20 protein-coding genes and 1 pseudogene are annotated in these 21,539 nt (G+C 71.4%); 7 read left to right on the forward strand and 14 right to left on the reverse strand.

What is annotated here, in order from left to right:
- The 4 genes and pseudogenes from G3I56_RS33085 to G3I56_RS33100 all read right to left on the reverse strand — a co-directional run.
- A pseudogene (locus G3I56_RS33085) lies at positions 1–309 on the reverse strand (ATP-dependent helicase); the annotation flags it as partial.
- 114 nt (positions 310–423) lie between these two features.
- Positions 424–1,026: a sugar kinase gene (locus tag G3I56_RS33090; protein ID WP_164415507.1), complete on the reverse strand. Its 603-nt coding sequence runs from the start codon at positions 1,024–1,026 to the stop codon at positions 424–426.
- Positions 1,023–2,213 carry an ROK family glucokinase gene (locus tag G3I56_RS33095; protein ID WP_164415509.1) on the reverse strand — a complete coding sequence of 397 codons (1,191 nt, stop codon included), beginning with the start codon at positions 2,211–2,213 and terminating at the stop codon, positions 1,023–1,025. The genes G3I56_RS33090 and G3I56_RS33095 overlap by 4 nt, the downstream gene beginning before the upstream one ends.
- A gap of 151 nt (positions 2,214–2,364) precedes the next feature.
- A complete protein-coding gene (locus tag G3I56_RS33100; RefSeq protein ID WP_343240123.1) occupies positions 2,365–3,102 on the reverse strand; it encodes a GntR family transcriptional regulator in 738 nt (245 codons plus the stop codon).
- A gap of 130 nt (positions 3,103–3,232) precedes the next feature.
- Here G3I56_RS33100 and G3I56_RS33105 point away from each other — a divergent pair, with 130 nt between their 5' ends.
- Entirely contained in the window at positions 3,233–4,246 is a 1,014-nt protein-coding gene (locus G3I56_RS33105; RefSeq protein WP_164415511.1) for a Gfo/Idh/MocA family oxidoreductase, read from the forward strand.
- A gap of 91 nt (positions 4,247–4,337) precedes the next feature.
- Here G3I56_RS33105 and G3I56_RS33110 read toward each other — a convergent pair whose 3' ends face one another.
- Complete coding sequence (locus G3I56_RS33110) at positions 4,338–5,522, reverse strand: cytochrome P450 (protein ID WP_164415513.1); 1,185 nt, start codon at positions 5,520–5,522, stop codon at positions 4,338–4,340.
- Positions 5,523–5,617: 95 nt separating this feature from the next.
- On the reverse strand, positions 5,618–6,298 hold the full coding sequence (locus G3I56_RS33115; protein WP_203691247.1) for a response regulator transcription factor: 681 nt from the start codon (positions 6,296–6,298) through the stop codon (positions 5,618–5,620).
- 95 nt (positions 6,299–6,393) lie between these two features.
- Here G3I56_RS33115 and G3I56_RS33120 point away from each other — a divergent pair, with 95 nt between their 5' ends.
- The gene (locus G3I56_RS33120; RefSeq protein WP_164415515.1) at positions 6,394–7,428 is read left to right on the forward strand and encodes an aldo/keto reductase; all 1,035 of its coding nucleotides are present in this window, start codon (positions 6,394–6,396) and stop codon (positions 7,426–7,428) included.
- Between the two features lie 53 nt (positions 7,429–7,481).
- On the opposite strand, the gene G3I56_RS33125 is transcribed toward G3I56_RS33120, so the two are convergent.
- Complete coding sequence (locus G3I56_RS33125; RefSeq protein WP_164415517.1) at positions 7,482–8,840, reverse strand: histidine kinase; 1,359 nt, start codon at positions 8,838–8,840, stop codon at positions 7,482–7,484.
- 178 nt (positions 8,841–9,018) lie between these two features.
- On the opposite strand from G3I56_RS33125, the gene G3I56_RS33130 reads away from it, so the two are divergent.
- Positions 9,019–9,219 carry a hypothetical protein gene (locus G3I56_RS33130; RefSeq protein WP_164415519.1) on the forward strand — a complete coding sequence of 67 codons (201 nt, stop codon included), beginning with the start codon at positions 9,019–9,021 and terminating at the stop codon, positions 9,217–9,219.
- An 84-nt stretch (positions 9,220–9,303) separates the two neighbouring features.
- Here the strand turns inward: G3I56_RS33130 and G3I56_RS33135 are convergent, their stop codons facing one another.
- On the reverse strand, positions 9,304–9,699 hold the full coding sequence (locus tag G3I56_RS33135) for a ribonuclease domain-containing protein (protein WP_164415520.1): 396 nt from the start codon (positions 9,697–9,699) through the stop codon (positions 9,304–9,306).
- A gap of 156 nt (positions 9,700–9,855) precedes the next feature.
- Between G3I56_RS33135 and G3I56_RS33140 the strand changes: the two genes are divergently transcribed.
- Positions 9,856–10,602: an SDR family oxidoreductase gene (locus G3I56_RS33140; protein ID WP_164415522.1), complete on the forward strand. Its 747-nt coding sequence runs from the start codon at positions 9,856–9,858 to the stop codon at positions 10,600–10,602.
- A gap of 591 nt (positions 10,603–11,193) precedes the next feature.
- Here G3I56_RS33140 and alc read toward each other — a convergent pair.
- Positions 11,194–12,309, reverse strand: a complete 1,116-nt coding sequence (alc, locus tag G3I56_RS33145) for an allantoicase (RefSeq protein WP_164415524.1) — start codon at positions 12,307–12,309, stop codon at positions 11,194–11,196.
- A gap of 92 nt (positions 12,310–12,401) precedes the next feature.
- Complete coding sequence (allB, locus tag G3I56_RS33150) at positions 12,402–13,742, reverse strand: allantoinase AllB (RefSeq protein ID WP_164415526.1); 1,341 nt, start codon at positions 13,740–13,742, stop codon at positions 12,402–12,404.
- 291 nt (positions 13,743–14,033) lie between these two features.
- On the opposite strand from allB, the gene G3I56_RS33155 reads away from it, so the two are divergent.
- Positions 14,034–14,840 carry an IclR family transcriptional regulator gene (locus G3I56_RS33155; protein ID WP_164415528.1) on the forward strand — a complete coding sequence of 269 codons (807 nt, stop codon included), beginning with the start codon at positions 14,034–14,036 and terminating at the stop codon, positions 14,838–14,840.
- Between the two features lie 47 nt (positions 14,841–14,887).
- Here the strand turns inward: G3I56_RS33155 and G3I56_RS33160 are convergent, their stop codons facing one another.
- Positions 14,888–15,175: a DUF5955 family protein gene (locus tag G3I56_RS33160; protein ID WP_343240119.1), complete on the reverse strand. Its 288-nt coding sequence runs from the start codon at positions 15,173–15,175 to the stop codon at positions 14,888–14,890.
- Between the two features lie 195 nt (positions 15,176–15,370).
- On the opposite strand from G3I56_RS33160, the gene G3I56_RS33165 reads away from it, so the two are divergent.
- Together G3I56_RS33165 and aceB are read left to right on the forward strand one after the other, a co-directional pair.
- A complete protein-coding gene (locus G3I56_RS33165) occupies positions 15,371–15,970 on the forward strand; it encodes a nucleotidyltransferase family protein (RefSeq protein ID WP_164415532.1) in 600 nt (199 codons plus the stop codon).
- 140 nt (positions 15,971–16,110) lie between these two features.
- Positions 16,111–17,742 carry a malate synthase A gene (gene aceB, locus G3I56_RS33170; RefSeq protein WP_164415534.1) on the forward strand — a complete coding sequence of 544 codons (1,632 nt, stop codon included), beginning with the start codon at positions 16,111–16,113 and terminating at the stop codon, positions 17,740–17,742.
- A 4-nt stretch (positions 17,743–17,746) separates the two neighbouring features.
- Here aceB and G3I56_RS33175 read toward each other — a convergent pair whose 3' ends face one another.
- The 3 genes from G3I56_RS33175 to G3I56_RS33185 form a co-directional block, all read right to left on the reverse strand.
- Complete coding sequence (locus tag G3I56_RS33175; RefSeq protein ID WP_164415536.1) at positions 17,747–18,034, reverse strand: SelT/SelW/SelH family protein; 288 nt, start codon at positions 18,032–18,034, stop codon at positions 17,747–17,749.
- Positions 18,031–18,942 (reverse strand): HipA family kinase, encoded by a 912-nt coding sequence (locus G3I56_RS33180; RefSeq protein WP_164415538.1) that lies wholly within the window; start codon positions 18,940–18,942, stop codon positions 18,031–18,033. The genes G3I56_RS33175 and G3I56_RS33180 overlap by 4 nt, the downstream gene beginning before the upstream one ends.
- A gap of 249 nt (positions 18,943–19,191) precedes the next feature.
- The gene (locus tag G3I56_RS33185) at positions 19,192–21,420 is read right to left on the reverse strand and encodes a protein kinase (protein ID WP_164415541.1); all 2,229 of its coding nucleotides are present in this window, start codon (positions 21,418–21,420) and stop codon (positions 19,192–19,194) included.
- Between the last annotated feature and the right edge of the window lie 119 nt (positions 21,421–21,539).

Genomic DNA, 21,539 nt, shown 5'->3' on the forward strand with positions numbered 1-21,539 from the left:
CAGCGCGGCGGCGCCCCAGCAGGCCGTGGCGGGGTGGGCGGCGGGATCACGGCGGGCCCGCACGAGCAGCGGCAGCGCCACGTCGACGGGCAGCGTCAGCGCGGGGGTGGTGCGGCGGCGGACGCCGGCGCCGTGTCGTCGTACGACCGTCAGTTCCGTACGACCGGCGCCCTGATCCGGCAGGCCCGTGTCCCCCTCCGGGTCCCAGAAGGCGATGCGGCCCTCGCGTGGGAGGGGGGCGGGGAGGAAGACGGCCGCGAGGCGCACGGACACGTCCGCCACCGCTGTCGCCGACGTCTCGTGGCTCATGCGTACGTCACCTCCCGCCCTCGTGCCGTGTCCGTCGAGTCGGACGTCTTCGACTGTACGGGCGGGGTCTGACAATCGGTCCCGGAAACGGGCCGAAGCGCGTCGCGCGGCCGGTCAGGGGGTCGTGCGCGAGACGACGTAGACCATGTAGTGGTCGGCGTTCGATCGCTTCACGACGATGTGCTGTGTGGGTGCCGGGTTCTTCTGCTGGTGGGCGAGCCCCCACCACGGGCCCGGCTCCTTGAACTCCCAGCCGACGATCTTCCGGTCACGGGCGCTGATGGAGAACTGGTCCTTCTTCAGGCTGGTGCGGGGGACGCCGATGGCCTTGAAGAAGTAGTCGAGCCCCGCGTCCGTGGTCATGAACTGGACGTACAGACGGCTGGTACGCCAGTTGTTCGTCTCGTAGTACGCGACGTTCGTCGACAGGATCCCCTCGCCGTCGGCCTGGCGCGGGACGGGCACCTCGTAGATGTGGCGCTGGACCCTGGAGGGCCAGGCCTCGGTGAGACCGCGTGCCGCCCACTTCCGCTCCTTGTCCTTGCCGCTGTCGCGGCTCTGGTTGGCGGAGATCACCAGATAGCCCGCCGGGACACCGATGAGCAGCACGATGATCAGCAGGGTCAGGGCGCGGCGGCGGATCCTGTGGCCGCGCTCCTCGGGCGGGCCGGACGGCTCGTCCGGGGGCATGGCCTGGCGGGGCAGGGAGGCGGTCACAGCGGCCCCTGGGTGGCACGGCGGGTCGTCTCGACGAACTTCTCGTAGCGCTCGTACCTCTCGACGCGGCGCCGGTTGGCGCGCCGGAAGCGGCGGGCGACCAGCCGGGCGAGGTCGGCGGCGCCCACCATGCCGGCCTCGGGGCCGAGCTGGGCGCGCGCGATACGGGCCTCGGGGCGGTAGCCGCGGCCGGTGAGGTGGCGGCGGAAGGCCTCCCGGGCGGGGCCGATCAGCAGGTCGTCGGCCGCGGAGACGCCACCGCCGATGACGAAGCAGGAGGGGTCCAGGGCGGCGGCCAGGTTGGCGATGCCGACGCCGAGCCACTGGCCGATGTCCTGGAGCAGTTCGATGCACATGGCGTCGCCGTCGCGGGCCAGCTCGGTGATCATCGGACCGGTGATGTCGGCGATGTTGCCCTTGACGTGCTCGATGATGCCGTACGCCACCGGCGAGTCGGCAGCCGCGAGTTCGCGCGCCTCTCTGACCAGCGCGTTGCCGGAGCTGTACTGCTCCCAGCAGCCGCGGTTGCCGCACGGGCAGCGGTGGCCGCCGGGCACGACCTGCATATGGCCGAACTCGCCGGCCACGCCGAACCTGCCGCGCTTGACGTGGCCGTCCTCCAGGATCGCGCCGCCGATGCCGGTGCCTAGCGTGATCATGACGAGGTCGTCCTCGCCGCGCCCCGCGCCGAAGCGCCATTCGGCCCAGGCGGCGGCGTTGGCGTCGTTGTCGACCAGGACGGGGACGGCGAGGCGGCTGGAGATACGGTCCCTCAGGGGCTCGTTGCGCCACGACAGGTGGGGCGCGAACAGGATCCGGTTGCGGTCGGCGTCGACCCAGCCGGCCGCGCCGATGCCGACCGCGTGCACGTCGTGCCGGTCGGAGAGGTCCAGAACCAGCTCGACGATGGTGTCCTCGACGACCTTGGGGCTCTTGGACTTGTCGGGCGTCTCGGTGCGGAGCTTCTCCAGGATGTTGCCGTCGGCGTCGACGACTCCCGCCATCACCTTCGTGCCGCCGATGTCGATGCCGACGGTGGGCACGCGGGGGGCGGTGAGGTGGGAACGGCGCTCACGCGTGCCGACGGTGCGCAGGGCGGGGGCTCTGCGGGAGCCGATGGGGGCGCTGCCCTCTCGGGCGGAGCCGGCCAGTGCCCTGGGGAGTGCGAGGTCGCGGTAGCTGCTCATCGGGAGTGATTCTGCCTCACCGGCAAGGCGGGTGCGTTGCGGGGGAGCGATGGGGGGTGCGGGTTGGTTGCCGGGTGCGGGTGGAGTGTGGTTGCTCGCGCAGTTCCCCGCGCCCCTAGGGGAGGAAGGGAGGCTGCGCCCCCTTCCTCCCCTAGGGGCGTACCAGGAGTTGGAACTCGAACGAATAGCGCGTCGGGCGGTAGGTGTGGGTGCCGAATTCGACTGCGCGGCCCGTGTCGTCGTAGGTCGTGCGTTGCATCGTGAGCAGGGGGGCACCCTCGCGTTCGGTGAGGCGTTCCGCCTCCTCGGCCAGCGCCCCGCGCGCGCCGATCGACTGGCGGGCACTGTGCAGGGTGATTCCGGCGGCGCGCATCAGCCGGTACAGGCCGGTGGCCTCCAGCTGGCCGGTGGCCAGGTCGAACAGGCCGGGCGGGAGATAGTTGCAGAGGTACGCCATCGGCTCGCCGTGCGACAGCCGCAGCCGTTCCACGCGGTGTACGTCGCTGCCCTCGGCCACGTTGAGTGCGGCGGCGACCTCGGCGGAGGCCGGCACGACGGTGTTGACGAGGACCTTGGTCGCGGGGCGCTGGCCCGCCGCCTCCAGGTCGTCGTACAGGCTGCTCAGTTCCAGCGGCCTCTTGACCTGGCTGTGCACGACCTGGGTGCCGACACCCCGGCGGCGTACGAGCAGCCCCTTGTCCACGAGGGACTGGATGGCCTGGCGCACCGTGGGGCGGGACAGGCCGAGCCGCCCGGCCAGCTCTATCTCGTTGCCCAGCAGACTGCCGGGGGTGAGTGCTCCGTGCTCGATCGCGGCTTCGAGCTGCTGGGACAGCTGGAAGTAGAGCGGTACCGGACTGCTCCGGTCCACCCTGAGTTCCAGTGGCACTTGCGGACCCACATCTGGTTTCGGCACGGCCCGAGCGTAGCTCCGGGGACTGTTGACGGGAAGTCGTGTAGTTCGGTTGTCCGGACATACGCATTGACAGCGCGCCTGGTCGGACCCCAGTTTGGTTCTCATGCGCATCGGAGTCATCGGGACGGGCCGCATCGGTACATTCCACGCGAAGACCCTCAGCCGCCACCGCGAGGTAGGGGGCTCCCTCATCGTCACGGACGCGGACAGCGGGCGGGCACAGGATCTCGCGCACCGCTTAGGAGCCACGGCCGCACCAGGTGTCGACGAGATCTTCACCTGGGGCGTGGACGCCGTGGTGATCACCGCCGCCACCTCGGCCCACGCCGAACTGATCGGTCGGGCAGCACGCTCGGGTCTCCCGGTGTTCTGCGAAAAGCCCATAGCACTCGATCTGCCCGCGACCCTGGCCGCGATCGCCGAGGTGGAGGCCGCCGGCACCATCCTGCAGATGGGCTTCCAGCGCCGCTTCGACACCGGCTACACGGGCGCCCGCGAGGCCGTGCGGTCCGGGAAGCTCGGCCGTCTGCACACCGTCCGCACCATGTCGTCGGACCAGACGCCGCCGGCGCCCGAGTATCTGCCGCTGTCCGGCGGGCTGTACCGGGACACCCTGATCCACGACTTCGACATCCTGCGCTGGGTGACGGGGCACGAGATCGTCGAGGTGTACGCGACCGGGTCTGACGCCGGGCCCTCGATGTTCCGCGACGCGGGCGACATCGACACGGCCGCCGCGGTCCTCACCCTGGACGACGGCACCCTCGCCACGGCGACGGCGACGCGTATGAACGGCGCGGGCTACGACGTCCGCATGGAGCTGGCCGGGGAGCTGGACCAGATCTGCGTCGGCCTGGACGACCGTACGCCCATCGCGTCCACCGAACCGACCGGACCGCCGGCGGCGAGCAAGCCGTGGACCGGCTTCCTGGAGCGCTTCGGCCCCGCCTACGAGGACGAGCTGTCAGCCTTCGTCGAGGTGGTGCGCGGCGAACGCGCCAACCCCTGCGACGGCCGCGAGGCACTCCAGGCCCTGCGCGTCGCCGAGGCCTGCGAACTGTCCAGACGCGAACGCAGACCCGTACACCTCGCGGAGATCCAGGGCGGGTGGAGCTGAGACCGGGAGAGCGGCAGCGGGCGAACGTCCCGTTCCCGGGCGTTCGCGGCCGGCCGGGCGTCCCGTTTCCCGGGCGTTCCGGGCCGGCCGGCTACCACCGCACCGGCAGGCTGCGCACCCCGCGCATCAGCATCCCCGGGAGCCAGTCGCCGGGTGGGCCGGCCAGGGCCAGGCCGGGGGCGCGGTCCAGCAGGGTGCGTATCGCCGTGCGTGCTTCGATGCGGGCCAGTGGGGCGCCCAGGCAGTAGTGGAGGCCGTGGCCGAAGGCGAGATGGCCCCGGGTGTCGCGGTGGATGTCGAACCGGTCCGGGGCCGGATAACGGCTCCCGTCGCGGTCGGCCGCGCTGAGGCCGACCATCACCGGATCGCCCTTGGCGACGGCAGTGCCGGCGATCTCCAGGGGTTCGGCGGCGAAGCGGAACGTCGCGTTCTCCACCGGTCCCTCGTAGCGCAGCATCTCCTCCACCGCGCCGTCGAGGAGGGTCATGTCGGCGCGCAGTTCGGCGAGTTGGGCGGTATGGGTGAGCAGGGCGTGGACGCCGCCGGTGATCAGGTTGACGGTCGTCTCGTGGCCCGCGATCAGCAGGATGAAGGCCATGCCGCGCAGTTCCTCGGGAGACAGCCGGTCGCCGTCCTCGGCGGTCGTGCGGATCAGGTCGCCGAGCAGGTCGTCGCTCGGCCCGGCGCACCTCTTGTCCTCGATCAGATCGGTGAGATAGGCGGCCAGCTGGGCGAACGCCTCGTACTCGCTCTCCGCGCCGGTGGGCGCGACGGCCTCCGAGGACAGTTTCCGGAAGGCCGTACGGTCGATCTCGGGCACGCCGAGCAGTTCGCAGATCACCGTCAGGGGCAGCGGGTACGCGAACGACTCCACCAGGTCGGCACGGCCGTGCGGGAGCATCGCGTCGAGGAGTTCGTCGGTGATCTCCTGGATTCTCGGCCGGAGGGACTCCACGCGGCGTGCGGTGAAGGCGCGGGAGATCAGGGCGCGCAGGCGGGTGTGCTGCGGCGGGTCGGCGATCAGGAGGTACTTGCCGATCAGCTCCTCGTCCAGGAACGACTTTCCGATCTTGGCCGGGTCTTTGGAAAGCCGTGGGTCGGCGAGCGCCGCGCGTGCCTCCTCATGGCCGACGACGAGCCAGGTGACGTGGTGCGCGTCCGGGTGCGGCAGCCGCACGCGGTGCACGGGGCCGCGGGCGCGCAGACGGGCGTACACCGGATGCGGGTCCGTCCTGAACCCGTCGCCGAACTCCCCCAGATCGAGCACTTCCCCCATGACCATCCCCCTCGCCGGCCGGATTCGACAGGCGCCCCCTCGGCCGCCGCCCTCACAACTGGTGCCGCTGCCAGGGGAACGTGTGCCGTCGGCCGCTAGTGCCCGTCCTGCCCGTCCTCTTCCAGGAGTCCGGCGTCGTACGCCAACAGGGCGATCTGCACTCGGTTGTTGAGGCCGAGCTTGGCGAGGATGCGGGAGACGTGTGTCTTGACGGTGGCGACGCTCATGAACAGGGCGCCGGCGATGTCGGCGTTCGACCTGCCCTGGCCGACGGCGACCGCGACCTCGCGTTCCCGGTCGTTCAGCGCGCCGATCCGCTCCCTGGCGCCGGCCCGCCGGGTGTCGGCCGTGCCGCCCGCCGCGTGGGCCATCAACTGGCGGGTCACGGCGGGCGACAGGACGGGGTCGCCGGCCGCGACCCTGCGTACCGCGGCGAGGATCTCGGCGGGCGGGGTGTCCTTGAGGACGAAGCCGGCGGCGCCCGCGCGCAGGGCACGCAGTACCTGGTCGTCGGCGTGGAAGGTGGTGAGGACCACGACCTGCGGGGCGTCCTTGAGGGCCCGCAGGCGTTCGGTGGCGACAAGGCCGTCCATCGTCGGCATCCGGATGTCCATGAGCACGACGTCCGGGCCGGTACGGCCGACGAGCGCCTCGACCTCGCTGCCGTCGGCCGCCTCGCCGACGATCTCGATGTCGTCGGCGCCGCCCATCATGAAGGAAAGGCCTGCCCGTACCAGGGGGTCGTCGTCGACGAGGAGCAGTCTGATCACGGTCATGGCCCTACGTAACCACGGTTGCGCGGTGCCCGGACGTACATGGGTGGCGCGGGCTACATTGCCGACCTGAACACCCGTGAGACGAGGGGACCTTCGTGCGCTACCGACTGCTGGGCCGGACCGGTTTACGTGTCTCCGAGCTCTTCCTGGGGGCCATGACCTTCGGCGACCAGGGCGGGGTGGGGGCACCCAAGGGGGAGTGCGCGCGCATCCTCGACGCGTACGAGGACGCGGGCGGGAACGTCGTCGACACCGCGATCAACTACCGCGGTGGTGCGAGCGAGACGATGCTGGGCGAACTCCTCAGGGGGCGGCGCGACCGGCTCGTGCTGTCCACGAAGTACACGATCTCGCGCGACGGCGCCGACCCCAACGCCGCCGGCAACCACCGCAAGAACCTCGCGCTGTCCCTGGAGACGAGCCTGCGCCGGCTCGGCACGGACTACGTCGACGTGTACTGGGTGCACATCTGGGACCGCGCCACGCCCGTCGAGGAGACCATGCGCGCCCTCGACGACGCGGTGCGCTCCGGGAAGGTGCTGTACGTCGGTATCTCGGACGCCCCGGCCTGGGTGGTGTCCCGGGCCAACACGCTGGCGGAGTGGCGGGGCTGGTCGCAGTTCGCCGCGCTCCAGGTGCCGTACAGCCTGCTCAACCGGGACATCGAGCGCGAACTGCTGCCGATGGCCGAGGCGTTCGGGATGTCGGTGGCGGCCTGGAGTCCACTGCAGAACGGCATTCTGTCCGGCAAGTACACACGCGCGCGGGGCATCGCCCCCGACGAGTCCGTACGGCTGTCCGCGGACGCGATCGACGAGCGCGAGCACGCGGTGGCGCGGGCGGTGCAGTCGGCGGCGGACGAACTCGGCGCGTCCCCCGCGCAGGTGGCGATCGCGTGGACCATGGCGCACTCCCCCGCCGTGCACCCGATCGTCGGCGCGCGACGGGTCGAGCAGCTCACGGACAACCTCGGCGCGGCCGAACTGACGCTCCCCGCCGACCTGGTGGCGACGCTGGACGAGACCACCGGATTCCGGCCGGGCTTCCCTACCGAGTTCATCGAGGAGACCTCGGCCTGGGTGTACGGGGAGGCGGGACAACGGGTGGTGCCGCGCACGGTGCGCGCCTGAAGACGCCCTCCTGTTCAAAGAGGTGCCGTTTTCAGGATGTGAGATCGGTGCCGTCAGACACCCCACGGCAGCCAGGCCCGCACGGCGAATCCCCCGGCCCCGTCTGCGCCCTCACCGCCGCCCCCGTCCGCCTCCGCGCCGTGTTCCAGCCGGCCGCCCGCCAGCGTCGCGCGCTCGGTCAGGCCGATGAGGCCCTGTCCGGAGCCGGGGACGTGCGGGACCTCCCCCGGGGGCGCGGGATTGCGTACGGAGACGGTCAGGCCGTCGCCCGGGGCGCCCGCGAGGGACACCGTGACCTCGGCACCCGGGGCGTGCTTGCGGGCGTTCGTGAGGCCCTCCTGGACGATCCGGTAGGCGGTGCGGCCGATGGAGGCGGGTACGGCGGCCGGTGCCGTCACACGGCTGTCCAGCACGATCTTCATGCCGGCCTCGCGGGATTCGCTCACCAGGGTGTCGAGCGCGGCCAGCGTCGGCTGCGGGCGGCCGGCCTCCTCCGCCTCGCCGGTCCGCAGGACGCCGATGATCTCCCGCAGGTCCTGGAGGGCGTCGTGCGCGCTCTCCCTGATGACCCCGGCGGCCCGCGCGACCTCCTCGCGAGGTGCGTCGGGCCGGAACTCGAGGGCGCCGGCGTGGACGCTCAGCAGGGTGAGTCGATGGGCGAGCACGTCGTGCATCTCGCGCGCGATGGCCTCGCGGGCGAGCCGCTGCGCCTGCTCGGCCCGCAGCGACGCCTCCGTCTCGGCCCGCCGCAGCCGGTCCCGCAGGCTCAGCATGAGCTGCCGTTTGGCCCGCACGAACATGCCCCAGCCGACCGCGGTTGCGGTCAGTAGCACGCTGAGGACCACCGCGACGACGTACGGCAGGTCCGGGTCGGGGCGCAGCCAGAAGTAGAACGGGAGCACCGCGGCGGAGGCGGCGCCGACCAGGCCGGCGTACCGGAAGGGCCGGTGCACGGCGAGGGAGAAGAGGGCGACCAGGCCGGCGCCGCCCGCCGTGCTCGACACGAGGCTGACCGCGAGCATCGCGACGGCGAGGCCGAGCGGCCAGCGGCGCCGCAGCCAGACGGCGGCGCAGGCGAGGGCGCCGAGCCACTGGTCGACGACGGCGACGGCGTGGGGGGTGTTCGGGTCGCCGGCCAGGGCGTCGGCGCCCAGCACGCCGACGAGGACGGCCAGCAGGAAGCAGGTGAAGTCGACGACCCAGTCGCGCGCGGTGCGCCGGGGTTGCGCGGACCTGCCGAACCACCCGATCCGTCCGGCCCGCTCCCGCGCGGAGCCGGAACCAGGATGAGGACCTGGACCGGAACCGGGGTCGTGGTCGAGTTCGTCGAGCACGGCCGACGGGAAGAGCCAGCGGCGCCCGGGGAACGCCGCCGGTGCCTCGGGCACGGATGTCGGTCTGTCAGCACTCACGGTCGACAAAACTACGCAGTGCCGGCCCCCGCCACCCCCGCCGAGTCATGATCGTCGACCAAAGTCGCGCCGCCGCAGACTTTCGGCGCCGTTTCCGGGAGCGACCGGCGACTTAGGGGGTGGACGCCTCGCCCTGCGGCCGATGGAGGCGAGGAGTCCGCGGGCCGAGGATCTCGACATGAAGCAGCTACTGGAAATCGCTGGTTTCGTCGCTCTGGTGCAGGGCGCCGCGGGCCTGCTGCAGGCATTCACCGACCTGCGATGGGGCCTCGTACAGAAGCTCGGTTTTCTCGACGGTTACGAGATCTACGCGAGTGTGGCGCTGCTCGTCCTGTCGTTCGCCTTGTTCGCTGCCGCCGAGAACCGGAAGCCCGGGTGACCGAAGTGGGGTTCGGCGGGACCGAAGTGGGGTTCGGCCCGGTCCGGGCTTCCGGCGGGTCGCACTGTTCGCTGGACGGCGGTGTCAGCAGCCGTAGTCGATCAGATCGAACGACGCGTAGTGGTCGGCGGTGTAGTAGTCCTCCTGGCTCTCCTCACCGGTGATGATGCGGCGCGCACCGCGCGTGGAGGAGCCGGGGGTCTTGACCGTGTACTCGTGGTAATAGCCGGTGGAGTGCGAAGGCAGGAGGCGCTCCCGGTTCTGGAAGACTCCGCCGTCCTGCGAATACGGGTAGGGGCCGCCCTTCGCGATCAGGTTGAGCGTGGTGTGGGCCTGCGACGGCAGGTCGCCGTAGCAGATGCTGCCGACCGCCGAGGTGGCGGCACCGGCCGTGCCGACGGTGACGGCACCGCCGACCAGGAGAGCGGACAGAACCGCGGCCGCGGCTCCGATACGAGTGATCCGTGGGGGGAATCTCATGCCCTCATGATGACGCGCGTAGACAGTGGCATGTCAATGACAACTCCGGAGTATTTCCCGTCCTGCCCGATGAATTTTCGCGGAGTTAACGTGCGGCTGGACGTCAGTGTCCGCTCACCGCCAGCACACGCTGTCGCCCACCGCTGCAATGGCCGCATGACAACTTCTCAAGGACCTCTGAACGGCAAGGTCGCACTGGTGACCGGCGGCAGCCGAGGCATCGGAGCGGCGACGGCGCTGCGGCTCGCCCAGGAGGGCGCTGACGTGGCCGTCACCTACGTGAACGGGAAGGAGGCGGCGCAGGACGTCGTACGGGCCGTAGAGGCGCTGGGACGCCGCGCGGTGGCCCTGCGGGCGGACTCGGCGGACGCGGCCGAGGCCGCCGGGGCGGTGGAACGTACCGCCGAGGCGCTCGGTGGCCTGGACGTGCTGGTGAACAACGCGGGCGTCGGTGTCCTCGGACCGCTGCCCGACCTGGCCCTCTCGGACGTCGACCACGTGCTGGCGGTGAACGTGCGCGGCGTGTTCCTGGTCTCCCAGGCCGCCGCCGCGCGCATGACGTCCGGCGGCCGGATCATCACGATCGGCACCTGTATGACGCAGCGCGTGCCCGGCCCCGGCGGCACCCTGTACGCGATGAGCAAGTCCGCCCTGGTGGGTCTGACAAAGGCGCTGGCCAGAGAACTGGGCGCCCGTGGAATCACGGCGAACATCGTGCACCCGGGCCCCATCGACACGGACATGAACCCGGCGAACGGCCCGTACGCGGCTGCCCAGTCCGCGCTGACCGCCCTCGGCCGCTTCGGCCGGACGGAGGAGGTGGCGACAACCGTCGCCCATCTCGCGACGGCCGCCTACGTCACAGGCGCCGAATACTCCGTGGACGGCGGCCACGCGGCATAAGGGCCGGCCCAGACCCTCTCCGGGACACAGTCCCCTCCGGGGGCGCGGGCAGAGCCCCGAAGCGGGGTGCGGTGACAGCCCTGGAGCCGGCCCCGGGGGCGCAGGGTCAGAGACCCGAGCGGGGCTCGGGAGCACAGCCCCGACCGGGGTGCAGGGGACGTAGTCCTGAACCAGGTCCAGGGGCACAGCCCCAAGCGGGTCCAGGGGCGCAGGCCCGGCTGGCCCAGAGGCATAGCCCCCGGGCGGGGCCCAGGCGACGCAGTCCCAAGCGGGGTCCAAGGGCATAGCCCCAGGCGAGTCCAGGGGCACGCCCCGCCGGGGTGCAGGGGACGCAGTCCCCGCCGGGGTGCAGGGGACGCAGTCCCCGCCGGGATGCAGGGGACGCAGTCCCCGCCGGGGTGCAGGGGACGCAGTCCCCGCCGGGGTGCAGGGGGGCTGCGCCCCTGGTGGGGTCGAAGGGGCGGAGCCCCTGGGGATGGGACGGGTAGGGGCGGCGGGGGCGAGGAAACGGGCCGGGGCCGACGTCCTGGCCCGGCAGGCCACTCACCTGCCCCGCACCCCCGTACTCCCGCGTCACCGCCGGAGGCCCCCTCAGCCCCCGAGCCCCCCGTACCGGGCCACCAGTTCCCCCGCCCCCTCCTCCGTCAGAGAGCCGAACAGCCGCAGCCGTGAGATCCCGCCGTCCGGATAGATGTCCACGCGCGCGTGCGTGCCCGCCGCCGGGGCCGGCAGGACGAACCGGTGGTTGGTGTCGGGCTGGAGGCGGGTGCGCGGGAGGATCTCCGTCCACTCACCGTCCTCGCCGTCACGGAGCGACACCGTCGCCCAGCCCGCGCTGTTCCCCTTCAGATACGCCGTGTCGATCTCGACGGCCCGGATCTCCGACCGCGCCACCAGCCGGTAGCGGATCCAGTCGTTGCCCTGGTCGCGGCGGCGACGCGTCTCCCACCCGTCGTCCATCTTCCGGGAGCGCCCCGGCTGGATGGTGTTCGACGCCGGCGAGTAGAACAGGTCGGACGCGTCCTCGGCCCGGCCGCCGTTCTCCAGGGCGACCACGTCGAAGGTGCCCAGCGCCGCCAGCCAGGCAGGGTCGGGGACGACCTCGCCGTACACCCGCAGGCGCGCGATCCCCCCGTCGGGATGCTGGTTCACCCGCAGGTGCGTGAAGCGCTGTTCGAGCGACACCTCGAAGCCGTTCGCCGCGTGACCGCCCACCTTCGTGCGCGGCACCAGCGTCATCCACTTCACGTCGTCCGCCAGCAGCTCCCCGGAGGACGGGGAGCCGGGCACCGACACGCCCTCTACCGACACGGCCTGCGGGTAGTTGCCGCGGAAGTGGGCCGTGTCGACCACGATGCCGCGTACGACGCCCGGCGCGCCGAGCCGTACCAGCGCCCAGTCGTGGTCCTCCGCCGTCGGCCACGGGTGTTCGGCGGACGCGCCGCGCCGGCGCCGGGTCTCCCAGCCGTCCATGATCTTGCCCTTGTGGCCGAAGTGCTCGGGCACGAACTCGGCGGGCCCGGGCACGAGCATGTTCTCGCGGTCTGCGAAGAACTCGTCGTTGGCGGCGATCACCCCGGCCCCGAGGCGGCGGTCGGCGAGATTGGCGTACTGGGTGAAGGGGAGGTCCACGGTGCGGTAGTCCGCGTACGGGTCACCGCCTCCGTAGGGGTTCGCGTCGCCGGTGAAGCTCGGAATCGCGGTCACGGTGATCAGTTCTGCCTTTCGGAGTCGGCGCTGCGGGTGCCGGTAAACAGAAAAAAGGGGGAGGGCGGAGAGGGCGGAGAGGGAAGGCCTGATCAAGGGATGCGAGTGAGGAGTTGCCCCTTGGGTTCGGTGAACTCGCCCTCCGTCACGATGCGTTCGCCCCGCAGCCACGTCGACCTGACGACACCGCTGAGGGTCTTGCCCGCGTACGCCGTCACGCGGTTGCGGTGCTCCAGGGCCGCCGGGTCCACGGTGAACGTCTCGTCCGGCGCGAGTACCGCGAAGTCGGCGTCCCGGCCTGCCTCGATGGCGCCCTTGCGCGCGCCGAGGCCCACCAGTGCGGCCGTACGCGTGGACATCCAGCGCACGACGTCCTCCAGGGAGTGGCCCCGCTGCCGTGCCTCGGTCCACACCGCCGCGAGGCTCAGCTGGAGCCCCGAGATGCCGCCCCACGCCGTGGCGAAGTCGGCGGTCTTGAGGTCGGCGGTGGACGGTGAGTGGTCGGTGACCACGCAGTCGATCGTGCCGTCGGCGAGTGCCTGCCACAGCAGGTCCTGGTTGGCGGCCTCGCGGATGGGCGGGCAGCACTTGAACTCGCTGGCCCCGTCCGGGACTTCCTCGGCGGTGAGGGTCAGATAGTGCGGACACGTCTCCACGGTGATCCGCACCCCCTCCGCCTTCGCTGCCGCGATCAGCGGCAGCGCGTCGCTCGACGACAGGTGCAGGACGTGCACGCGCGCGTGCAGGCGCTTCGCCTGCTCGATCAGGTTCGCGATCGCCCTGTCCTCCGCGCCGCGCGGGCGAGAGGCGAGGAAGTGGGCGTACTCGGGGCCACCCCGCTGCGGGGCCGAGTCGAGGTGGTGCGGGTCCTCGGCGTGCACGATCAGGAGTCCGTCGAAGCCGGCGATCTCGGTCATCGACCGGGCGAGTCGCTCCTGGTCGAGGTGCGGGAACTCGTCCACGCCGGACGGCGACAGGAACGCCTTGAAGCCGAAGACGCCGGCGTCGTGAAGGGGACGCAGGTCCTTGACGTTGTCGGGCAGCGCGCCGCCCCAGAATCCGACGTCGATGTGCGCCTTGCTTGCGGCCACCTCCCGCTTCGTACGGAGGTGGCCGACCGTCGTCGTCGGCGGGACGGAGTTGAGTGGCATGTCGACGAGGGTGGTGATGCCACCGGCCGCCGCGGCACGGGTAGCGGTCCAGAAGCCCTCCCACTCCGTGCGCCCGGGGTCGTTGACGTGCACGTGGGTGTCGACCAGCCCGGGCAGCAGGACGTCGTCACCGAAGTCCTCCAGGCGCGCGCCGGACGGCACCTCGGCCTCGTACGGGAGTACGGCCGTGATCCGGCCGTCGGCGACCGTGACGGTGGCCGCACGCGTCCCCTCGGGCGTGATGACGCGCGTCGAACGCAACACCAGTTCGATGTCGGACACCCGGACCCCTCTCTGTCGCTCTGGCGCTGTGAATTCCGCCGTTAACTTCCACGTAACGGAATTCAACTTTCTGTTGAAGGAGTCTTCACGGAGGGCATCGCACCGTCAAGAGCCACCCTGCCGACCCACCCGACCCGACGCCAGCCGGGGTCGATCGGGGCAGCGATCTGGATGTTTCCACAACGCGGAATTAGGTTTCCGGAAAACAGAACGTAGCCATACGCCAGAAGGCCGTCAAGCAACCGCCCGGTAGGCTGCACCATCGCCTGTCAGCAGTGAAAGGAACGCGCCGTGCCGACGCCCAGCGCCAGCTCCACCGACGCCGCCAAACCCGCCGCCGCCAGCGGCGGTGTCCAGTCCCTGGAGCGTGCCTTCGATCTGCTGGAGCGCATGGCGGACGCGGGCGGCGAAGTCGGCCTCAGCGAGCTGTCCGTGAGTAGCGGGCTGCCCCTGCCCACCATCCACCGGCTCATGCGCACGCTCGTGACCTGCGGTTACGTCCGCCAGCAGCCCAACCGCCGGTACGCGCTGGGCCCGCGTCTGATCCGCCTCGGCGAGTCCGCGTCCCGGCTGCTCGGCACCTGGGCCCGCCCCTATCTGGCCCGGCTGGTCGAGGAGACCGGCGAGACGGCCAACATGGCGCTCCTGGACGGCGACGAGATCGTGTACGTGGCGCAGGTTCCGTCCAAGCACTCGATGCGCATGTTCACGGAGGTGGGCCGGCGCGTCCTGCCGCACTCCACCGGCGTCGGCAAGGCACTGCTCGCCGGCTTCCCGCCGGACGAGGTGCGTTCCCTGCTCGCCCGTACGGGCATGCCGGCCGCGACGGAGAAGACGCTCACGACCCCGGACGGCTTCCTGGCCGCTCTGGAGGACGTGCGGCGCCTCGGTTACGCGGTCGACGACAACGAGCAGGAGATCGGCGTCCGTTGTCTCGCGGTCTCCGTGCCCGACTCCCCCACCGCCGCCGCGATCTCGATCTCGGGCCCGGCGGGCCGGGTCACCGAGGAGGCGACGGAGAAGATCGTGCCCGTGCTGAAGCAGGTCGCGGCCGAGTTGTCGGTGGCACTGGCCAGTTCGGGCAACCCCGCCCACTGACCCGCGACCTCCGCCCACCGGCCCGCCGCCTCTCGGGCGGGCCGCCGTCAGCGGCGCGGTGGTTTCCCGAACAGGTCCACCGCGGCGCGGACGTCCGACAGGCCCCGGGCGAGCGCGCTGACCGAGCCGATGGCGCCGGCGATCAGGAGTAACGAGCGGCGCAGGCGCGGGATTTCGGGGCTGCCGGTGATCGTCATCGCGGCCAGGCAGGCCAGTTCGTCCTCGGCGATGCCACGGTCGGGGAACTCGGCCGGATGCGCGGCGAGTTCACGGCGCAGCCGGGACACCGCGGTCCGCAACCCCGCCACTCTCGGATCCTCGTCGCTGCCGGTCACCGACCTCTGTCCCAAGCTCCGCAACACGGCTCCCCCACTGGCCCCCACACGCGTCCCGCACACCCCCGTCGCGCTGGTCGGGCGCCGGGGACGCGGGACAGTAAACGCCACCCGCGCGACGGGCGCCACACCAAGGGCCGAAATTCAGCCCATGAACACCGCCGGTCCGACCCCGGGGTCAGGTATGCAGGAGGCATGACGGAGAAACCGGACCAGGTGGCAGGGCTTTTGCTCGCGGCAGGCGGGGGGCAACGGCTCGGCGGGCGGCCCAAGGCCCTTCTCGAACACCGCGGACACCTTCTCGTCGAACACGCGGCCGACGCCCTGCGCGCGGCGGGCTGCACTCCGGTCCATGTCGTGCTCGGGGCGCAGGCCGACGACGTACGCAAGCGGGCGGATCTGCCCGGGTGCGTTCTGGTGGACAACCCGGAGTGGGCGGAGGGTATGGGGTCCTCGCTGCGGGCCGGGCTGGCGTCCCTGCGCGGCTCCGGGGCACGCGCGGCCCTCGTCTCGCTCGTCGACCAGCCGGGCATCGGGCCGGAGGCCATGGCCCGCGTCCTCGCCGCGTACACGTCCGAGGAGTCCCTCGCGGCGGCCTCGTACGACGGGACGCGCGGGCATCCAGTGCTGTTCGGCGCTGCCCACTGGACCGGCGTCGCGGCGGCGGCGATCGGTGACCGGGGCGCCCGCGACTACCTCAGGGCCCACCACGAAGCGATCACCCTCGTCGAGTGCGGAGATGTGGCTCAGCCGTACGACATCGACACACCGCCCGACCTGGACCGCCTGGTGTAGAGGCTTCTCGCCGCGAAGAATCTCGACATCAACAAATCATTGAACTTCCACGATGAGGAAACTAGCATCCACTGATCAGAAACATCCGTTCCATGCAGCCACAGCAGCCCACATCAGCCCGCTGAAGGAAGTGACCGCTCATGTCCGCACCAGCGCCGTCCCCGCTGGCCATCGTCGACGCCGAGCCCCTGCCCCGGCAGGAGGAGGTGCTCACCGACGCGGCGCTGGCCTTCGTGGCCGAGCTGCACCGGCGCTTCACGCCCCGGCGCAACGAACTCCTCGCGCGCCGTGCGGAGCGCCGCGCCGAGATCGCCCGCACCTCGACCCTCGACTTCCTCCCCGAGACGGCCGCGATCCGCGCCGACGACTCCTGGCGGGTCGCCCCGTCCCCCGCGGCCCTGAACGACCGGCGCGTCGAGATCACCGGCCCGACCGACCGCAAGATGACGATCAACGCCCTCAACTCCGGCGCGAAGATCTGGCTCGCGGACTTCGAGGACGCCTCCGCGCCGACCTGGGAGAACGTGGTCCTCGGACAGGTCAACCTGGCCGACGCCTACACCCGGAACATCGACTTCACCGACCCGGCGAGCGGCAAGTCGTACGCCCTCAAGGCCGATGCCGAACTCGCGACCGTCGTCATGCGTCCGCGCGGCTGGCACCTGAACGAACGCCACCTCCAGCTCGACGGTCAGCAGGTGCCCGGCGCCCTCGTCGACTTCGGCCTCTACTTCTTCCACAACGCGCAGCGCCTCCTCGATCTCGGCAAGGGCCCGTACTTCTACCTCCCGAAGACCGAGTCGCACCTCGAAGCCCGTCTGTGGAACGACGTGTTCGTGTTCGCGCAGGACTACGTCGGCATCCCGCAGGGCACCGTCCGCGCGACCGTTCTCATCGAGACGATCACGGCCGCGTACGAGATGGACGAGATCCTCTACGAACTCCGCGACCACGCCTCCGGGTTGAACGCGGGGCGCTGGGACTATCTGTTCTCCATCGTCAAGAACTTCCGTGACGGCGGCGCCAAGTTCGTCCTCCCGGACCGCAACGCCGTGACGATGACAGCCCCGTTCATGCGCGCATACACCGAACTCCTCGTCCGCACCTGCCACAAGCGCGGCGCGCACGCGATCGGCGGCATGGCGGCGTTCATCCCGTCCCGGCGCGACGAAGAGGTCAACAAGGTCGCCTTCGAGAAGGTCAAGGCCGACAAGGACCGTGAGGCCGGTGACGGTTTCGACGGTTCCTGGGTCGCCCATCCCGACCTCGTCCCGATCGCCATGGCCTCCTTCGACGCGGTCCTCGGTGACCGGCCGAACCAGAAGGACCGCCTCCGCGAGGACGTCCACGTCGAGGCCGCCGACCTGATCGCCGTCGACTCGCTCAAGGCCAGCCCGACGTACGACGGACTGGTCAACGCCGTGCAGGTCGGCATCCGTTACATCGAGGCGTGGCTGCGCGGGCTCGGCGCGGTCGCCATCTTCAACCTCATGGAGGACGCGGCCACCGCCGAGATCTCCCGCTCGCAGATCTGGCAGTGGATCAACGCGGGCGTCGAGTTCGAGCACGCCGGGAACACGGTGACGGCCACGCCGGAACTCGCCCGCAAGATCGCCGCCGAGGAACTCGCCGACATCCGCGCCGAGATCGGCGACGAGGCCTTCGCGGCCGGCCACTGGCAGCAGGCCCACGACCTGCTCCTGACCGTCGCCCTCGACGACGACTACGCGGACTTCCTGACCCTGCCGGCGTACGAGCAGCTCAAGGGCTGATCTTCTACGAAGCCGGCTTGTCCGAGTGGCCCAGGGACTTTCCCGGGGCCACTCGGTCGCGTACGGCCTGCTTCACGGCCGTGGGCTCCGGGAAGCCCTGTTCCCTGCGGTCCCAGACCACCTCGTCGTCGACCCGGACGACGAACACGCCGCCGGTGCCGGGCTTGAGCGACAGCTCGCCGAGCTCCGCCTCGAAGGTGGTGAGCAACTCCTGCGCCAGCCAGGCCGCGCGGGGCAGCCAACGGCACTGGGTGCAGTACTCGATCTGTACCACCGGTCCAACACGGTTCATCCGAGATGCACCGACCAATCCTGTTCCGCCGCCGGTTTGCCGTGCAGGTCGGGGACCTGCTTGAGCCAGTTCGGCCGGTCCCGCTGTGTCTTCGCCGCGCGTCGGGCGTCCTCGGCGGCCAGTTCCTCGCGGCCGGGGAACTCGGTGGGCAGCCAGGAAGCGGACGCCCGCACGCGCGCGTGGAGGTACGACAGATAGGCGTCCCGGACCTCGTCGGAGGTCGTGAAGCCCGCCTCGATCTCCAGCCAGGCGTCCGGTACCTCGGCCAGCACCTCGCGCAGCAGTTCCTCCGTGACACGGGGCGCCAGTTCGGTGTCGGCGGCGCGGGTGTCCGGGGCGTAGCGGCCGAGGGCGTGGCGGCGGAAGTCGTAGGCCTTCTCCGGTGCCGACAGGTCCCATCTGTGGTGGAAGACGAGGGCGGCGCCGTGGTCGATCAGCCACAGGTGCGGCGGCGCGATACCGAAGGTGGGCCACACCATCAGATTGGAGCTGTGCGTCGTACGGTCCACGTTGACGGTGAGGGCGTCCAGCCAGACGATCCGGCCCGCCTCCAGTGGATCGACGTCGAACGAGGCCGCCGTCCGAGGGGTGAAGTCCTTCGCGCCCGGCAGATAGTCCATGCCCAGGTTGAGGCCGGCGCTGGCGTGCAGCAGGTCCTGGACCTCCTGGTGGGGCTCGTGGGCGCCGGTGGCCGGGTCGAAGTGGACGAGGACCAGCTCGGGGAAGCGCAGCCCGAGAGCGCGTGCGAGCTCTCCGACGACCACCTCGGCGACCAGGGCCTTGCGGCCCTGCGCGGAGCCGGTGAACTTCACGACGTAGGTGCCGAGGTCGTCGGCCTCGACCACCCCTGGGACGGAACCTCCCGATCTCAGGGGTTCGACGTAGCGGGTTGCCGTGACCTCTCTCATGACGCGAGCATATTGAATCCTCCCCCAGCTGAAGCAAGGGGATTCCTGGCTCACGCCGCCTGCGGGTCAGCGACCCGACAGGTCTTCCACGATCAACACCAGCCGGGTTGAAACCAGCCCGGTTTGTACCGCAAAGCCTGGAGGTGCATGTACTGTCTTGGTTCTCGATCAGCACGATGTACGCGCTTGGTTCTCGCAGCGCACGGTGGCGATCCTACCCAACCTCGTGGTCGGCTTTCCGCGCCGGCCTCAGCGCCAGGAAGGATGCCCCTCCGGTGTGCTGCCGGTGGTGAGCTTGCGGGAACCCGTGCCGTCCGCGCGGATCGCCCAGACCGCCGGCCGGTCGAGGGGACCCCGGACGAAGGCCACCCACTTGCCGTCCGGTGACCAGACCGGGTCCATCTCCTGGGCGGCCGTCCGCACCAGTGTCCTGTCGTCGCTGCCGTCGGCCTTGGCGATGCGGATGTCCCCACCCGTCCCCTCGCCCGGTGCTCCGGCGGTGTACGCGAAGTAGCGGCCGTCCGGGGACCAGAAGGGGTCCAGTGCCCGCCGGGACTGGTGGGTCACCTGCCGGGGTTCGGCGCCCGGCTGTGCCGGATCGACTACGTGGACCTGCCAGCCCGACGTCTTCTGCAGGCAGACGGCGATGCGCTTGCCGTCGGGGGACCAGGCCGGGTCCTCCACCGTCCCGGAGCCGGAGGTCAGTTGCTGCGTGGAGCCGTCCGAGACGTTCACGGCGAACAACTGCTGCACACCGTCCGCGCGGCGCAGGACGGCCAGTCGCTTGCCGTCCGGGGACCAGGAGACCCGGCCGCCCGAGATGGTGGCGATCCGGCGGACGCGGGTACCGTCCGTGTTCGCCGTCCACACGGCCGACCCTTCCGCCGTCTTACGGGTGAACGCGAACGACTTGCGGTCGGGGGACCACTGCGGGAGGGCGTCGCAGGTCCCGTCGATCAGCTGTTCAGGGTTGTCCGTGGTGGAGTCGCGGCGGCCGATCACGCTGTGGCATTCCGTCGATCCGGGGTCCGTGTCCAGCCGGACCAGCAGCGCGGCGTCGGGGAACGCGGCGGGGGTCGATCGCCGGGGCGACGGCGAGGTTCCGCCGGCGTTGTCGGCTCCGGGCTCGCCGGAACCGGTCCAGGGGTGCCACACGAGCAGCCCCGCGATGGCCGCCGCGACCAGCAGTGCCGCTGCGGCGACCGTGGCTCGGCGTCCCCTCCGTGCCCCGGCGTCGCCGGACGGGACGAGCCCTCCGGAAGGCTGTACGGGCGTGACGTCCGGCGGGGGCCCGAAGCCGGGGCCTGGTGACGACCGGACGGTGAGGGCGTGGGAGGCCATGACCTGGTCCCCGGCAGGCGCCGGCAGGGCGGGCGTGGCGGGGCGCGGGTCAGTGGCCGGTGCGTGTTCTTCGGCGACCGGGGGCGGCGCGGACACCGTCGCGCGCTGGTCGCCGGCCAGTGCCTGTCCATCAGCGACCGGCGGCGGCCCGGACACCGTCGTACGCGGATCGGCGGCCAGGGACTGGCCCTCAGCGACCGCTGGCGGCCAGGACACCGTCGTGCGCGGATCGGTGGGTACGGCCGACGGGTGGTCCGTTGCCGCGAGGTACGCCGCGGGGGCCTGCTTCCGTAGGAGCGCGGTCGCCTCGGCGGGCAGCCAGGCGTCCGACGGGTGCTGGACCGTGAGCTGGTCGAGGAACTCCGACGGGCCGGGGCGGTCGAGCGGGTCCTTGGCCAGACAGGCCGCGACCAGTCCGCGCAGCAGGTCGGGCACGTCCGTGAGATCCGGCTGTTCGTGGACGACGCGGTAGGGCCAGGCGGCCGACCCGCCGTCGCCGAAGGGAGCGCGGCCCGCCGCCTGGCTGAGCACCACGCCCAGCGCGAACATGTCCACCGCGGGAGTGAGCTTGCCGCCGGTGAGCTGCTCCGGCGCGAGGAAGCCGAGCGTGCCGATCTGGAACCCGGTCTGGGTGAGGGCCGTGCCGTCGAGGGCCCGCGCGATGCCGAAGTCGATGACCCGGGGGCCGTCCTCCGCGACGATGATGTTGGCGGGTTTCAGGTCGCGGTGGATGACCCCGGCCTGATGGATCGCGGCCAGCGCCTCGGCGAGGCCGGCGGCCAGCACGGTGAGCGTGTCCGTGGGAAGGGGGCCCGTCTGGTCGAGCAGGTCCCGCAGGGTGGGGCCGGGTACGTAGGCCGTCACCAGCCAGGCCGGTTCGCCCTCCGGGTCGGCGTCCACGACCGGCGCGGTGTGGAAGCCGCCGACGCGGCGGGCCGCGGCCACCTCGTCGGCGAATCTGCGCCGGAAGCCCGGTTCCGTGCTCAGTTCGGGCCGTACGACCTTGACGGCCACCGCCCGGCCCGACCGCGACCGGCCGAAGTAGACGACGCCCATTCCGCCCTGGCCGAGGCGTCCGACCAGCCGGTATCTGCCGTCCCCGACAGAGGCGGGATCACCTGCTCCGAGCGGTTTCATGACTCCCCCATCTCACCTCTGCGGCCCGGCTGTGGGAACTCATCGCTCCGGCCCCCGTCCCCGTCGAGCGGCCGAAATCAGCCGCGAGGCTCCCCATTACCGGCCATCAGTCTAGGTGT

Source organism: Streptomyces sp. SID12488 (assembly GCF_010548275.1).
Taxonomy (GTDB): Bacteria; Actinomycetota; Actinomycetes; order Streptomycetales; family Streptomycetaceae; genus Streptomyces.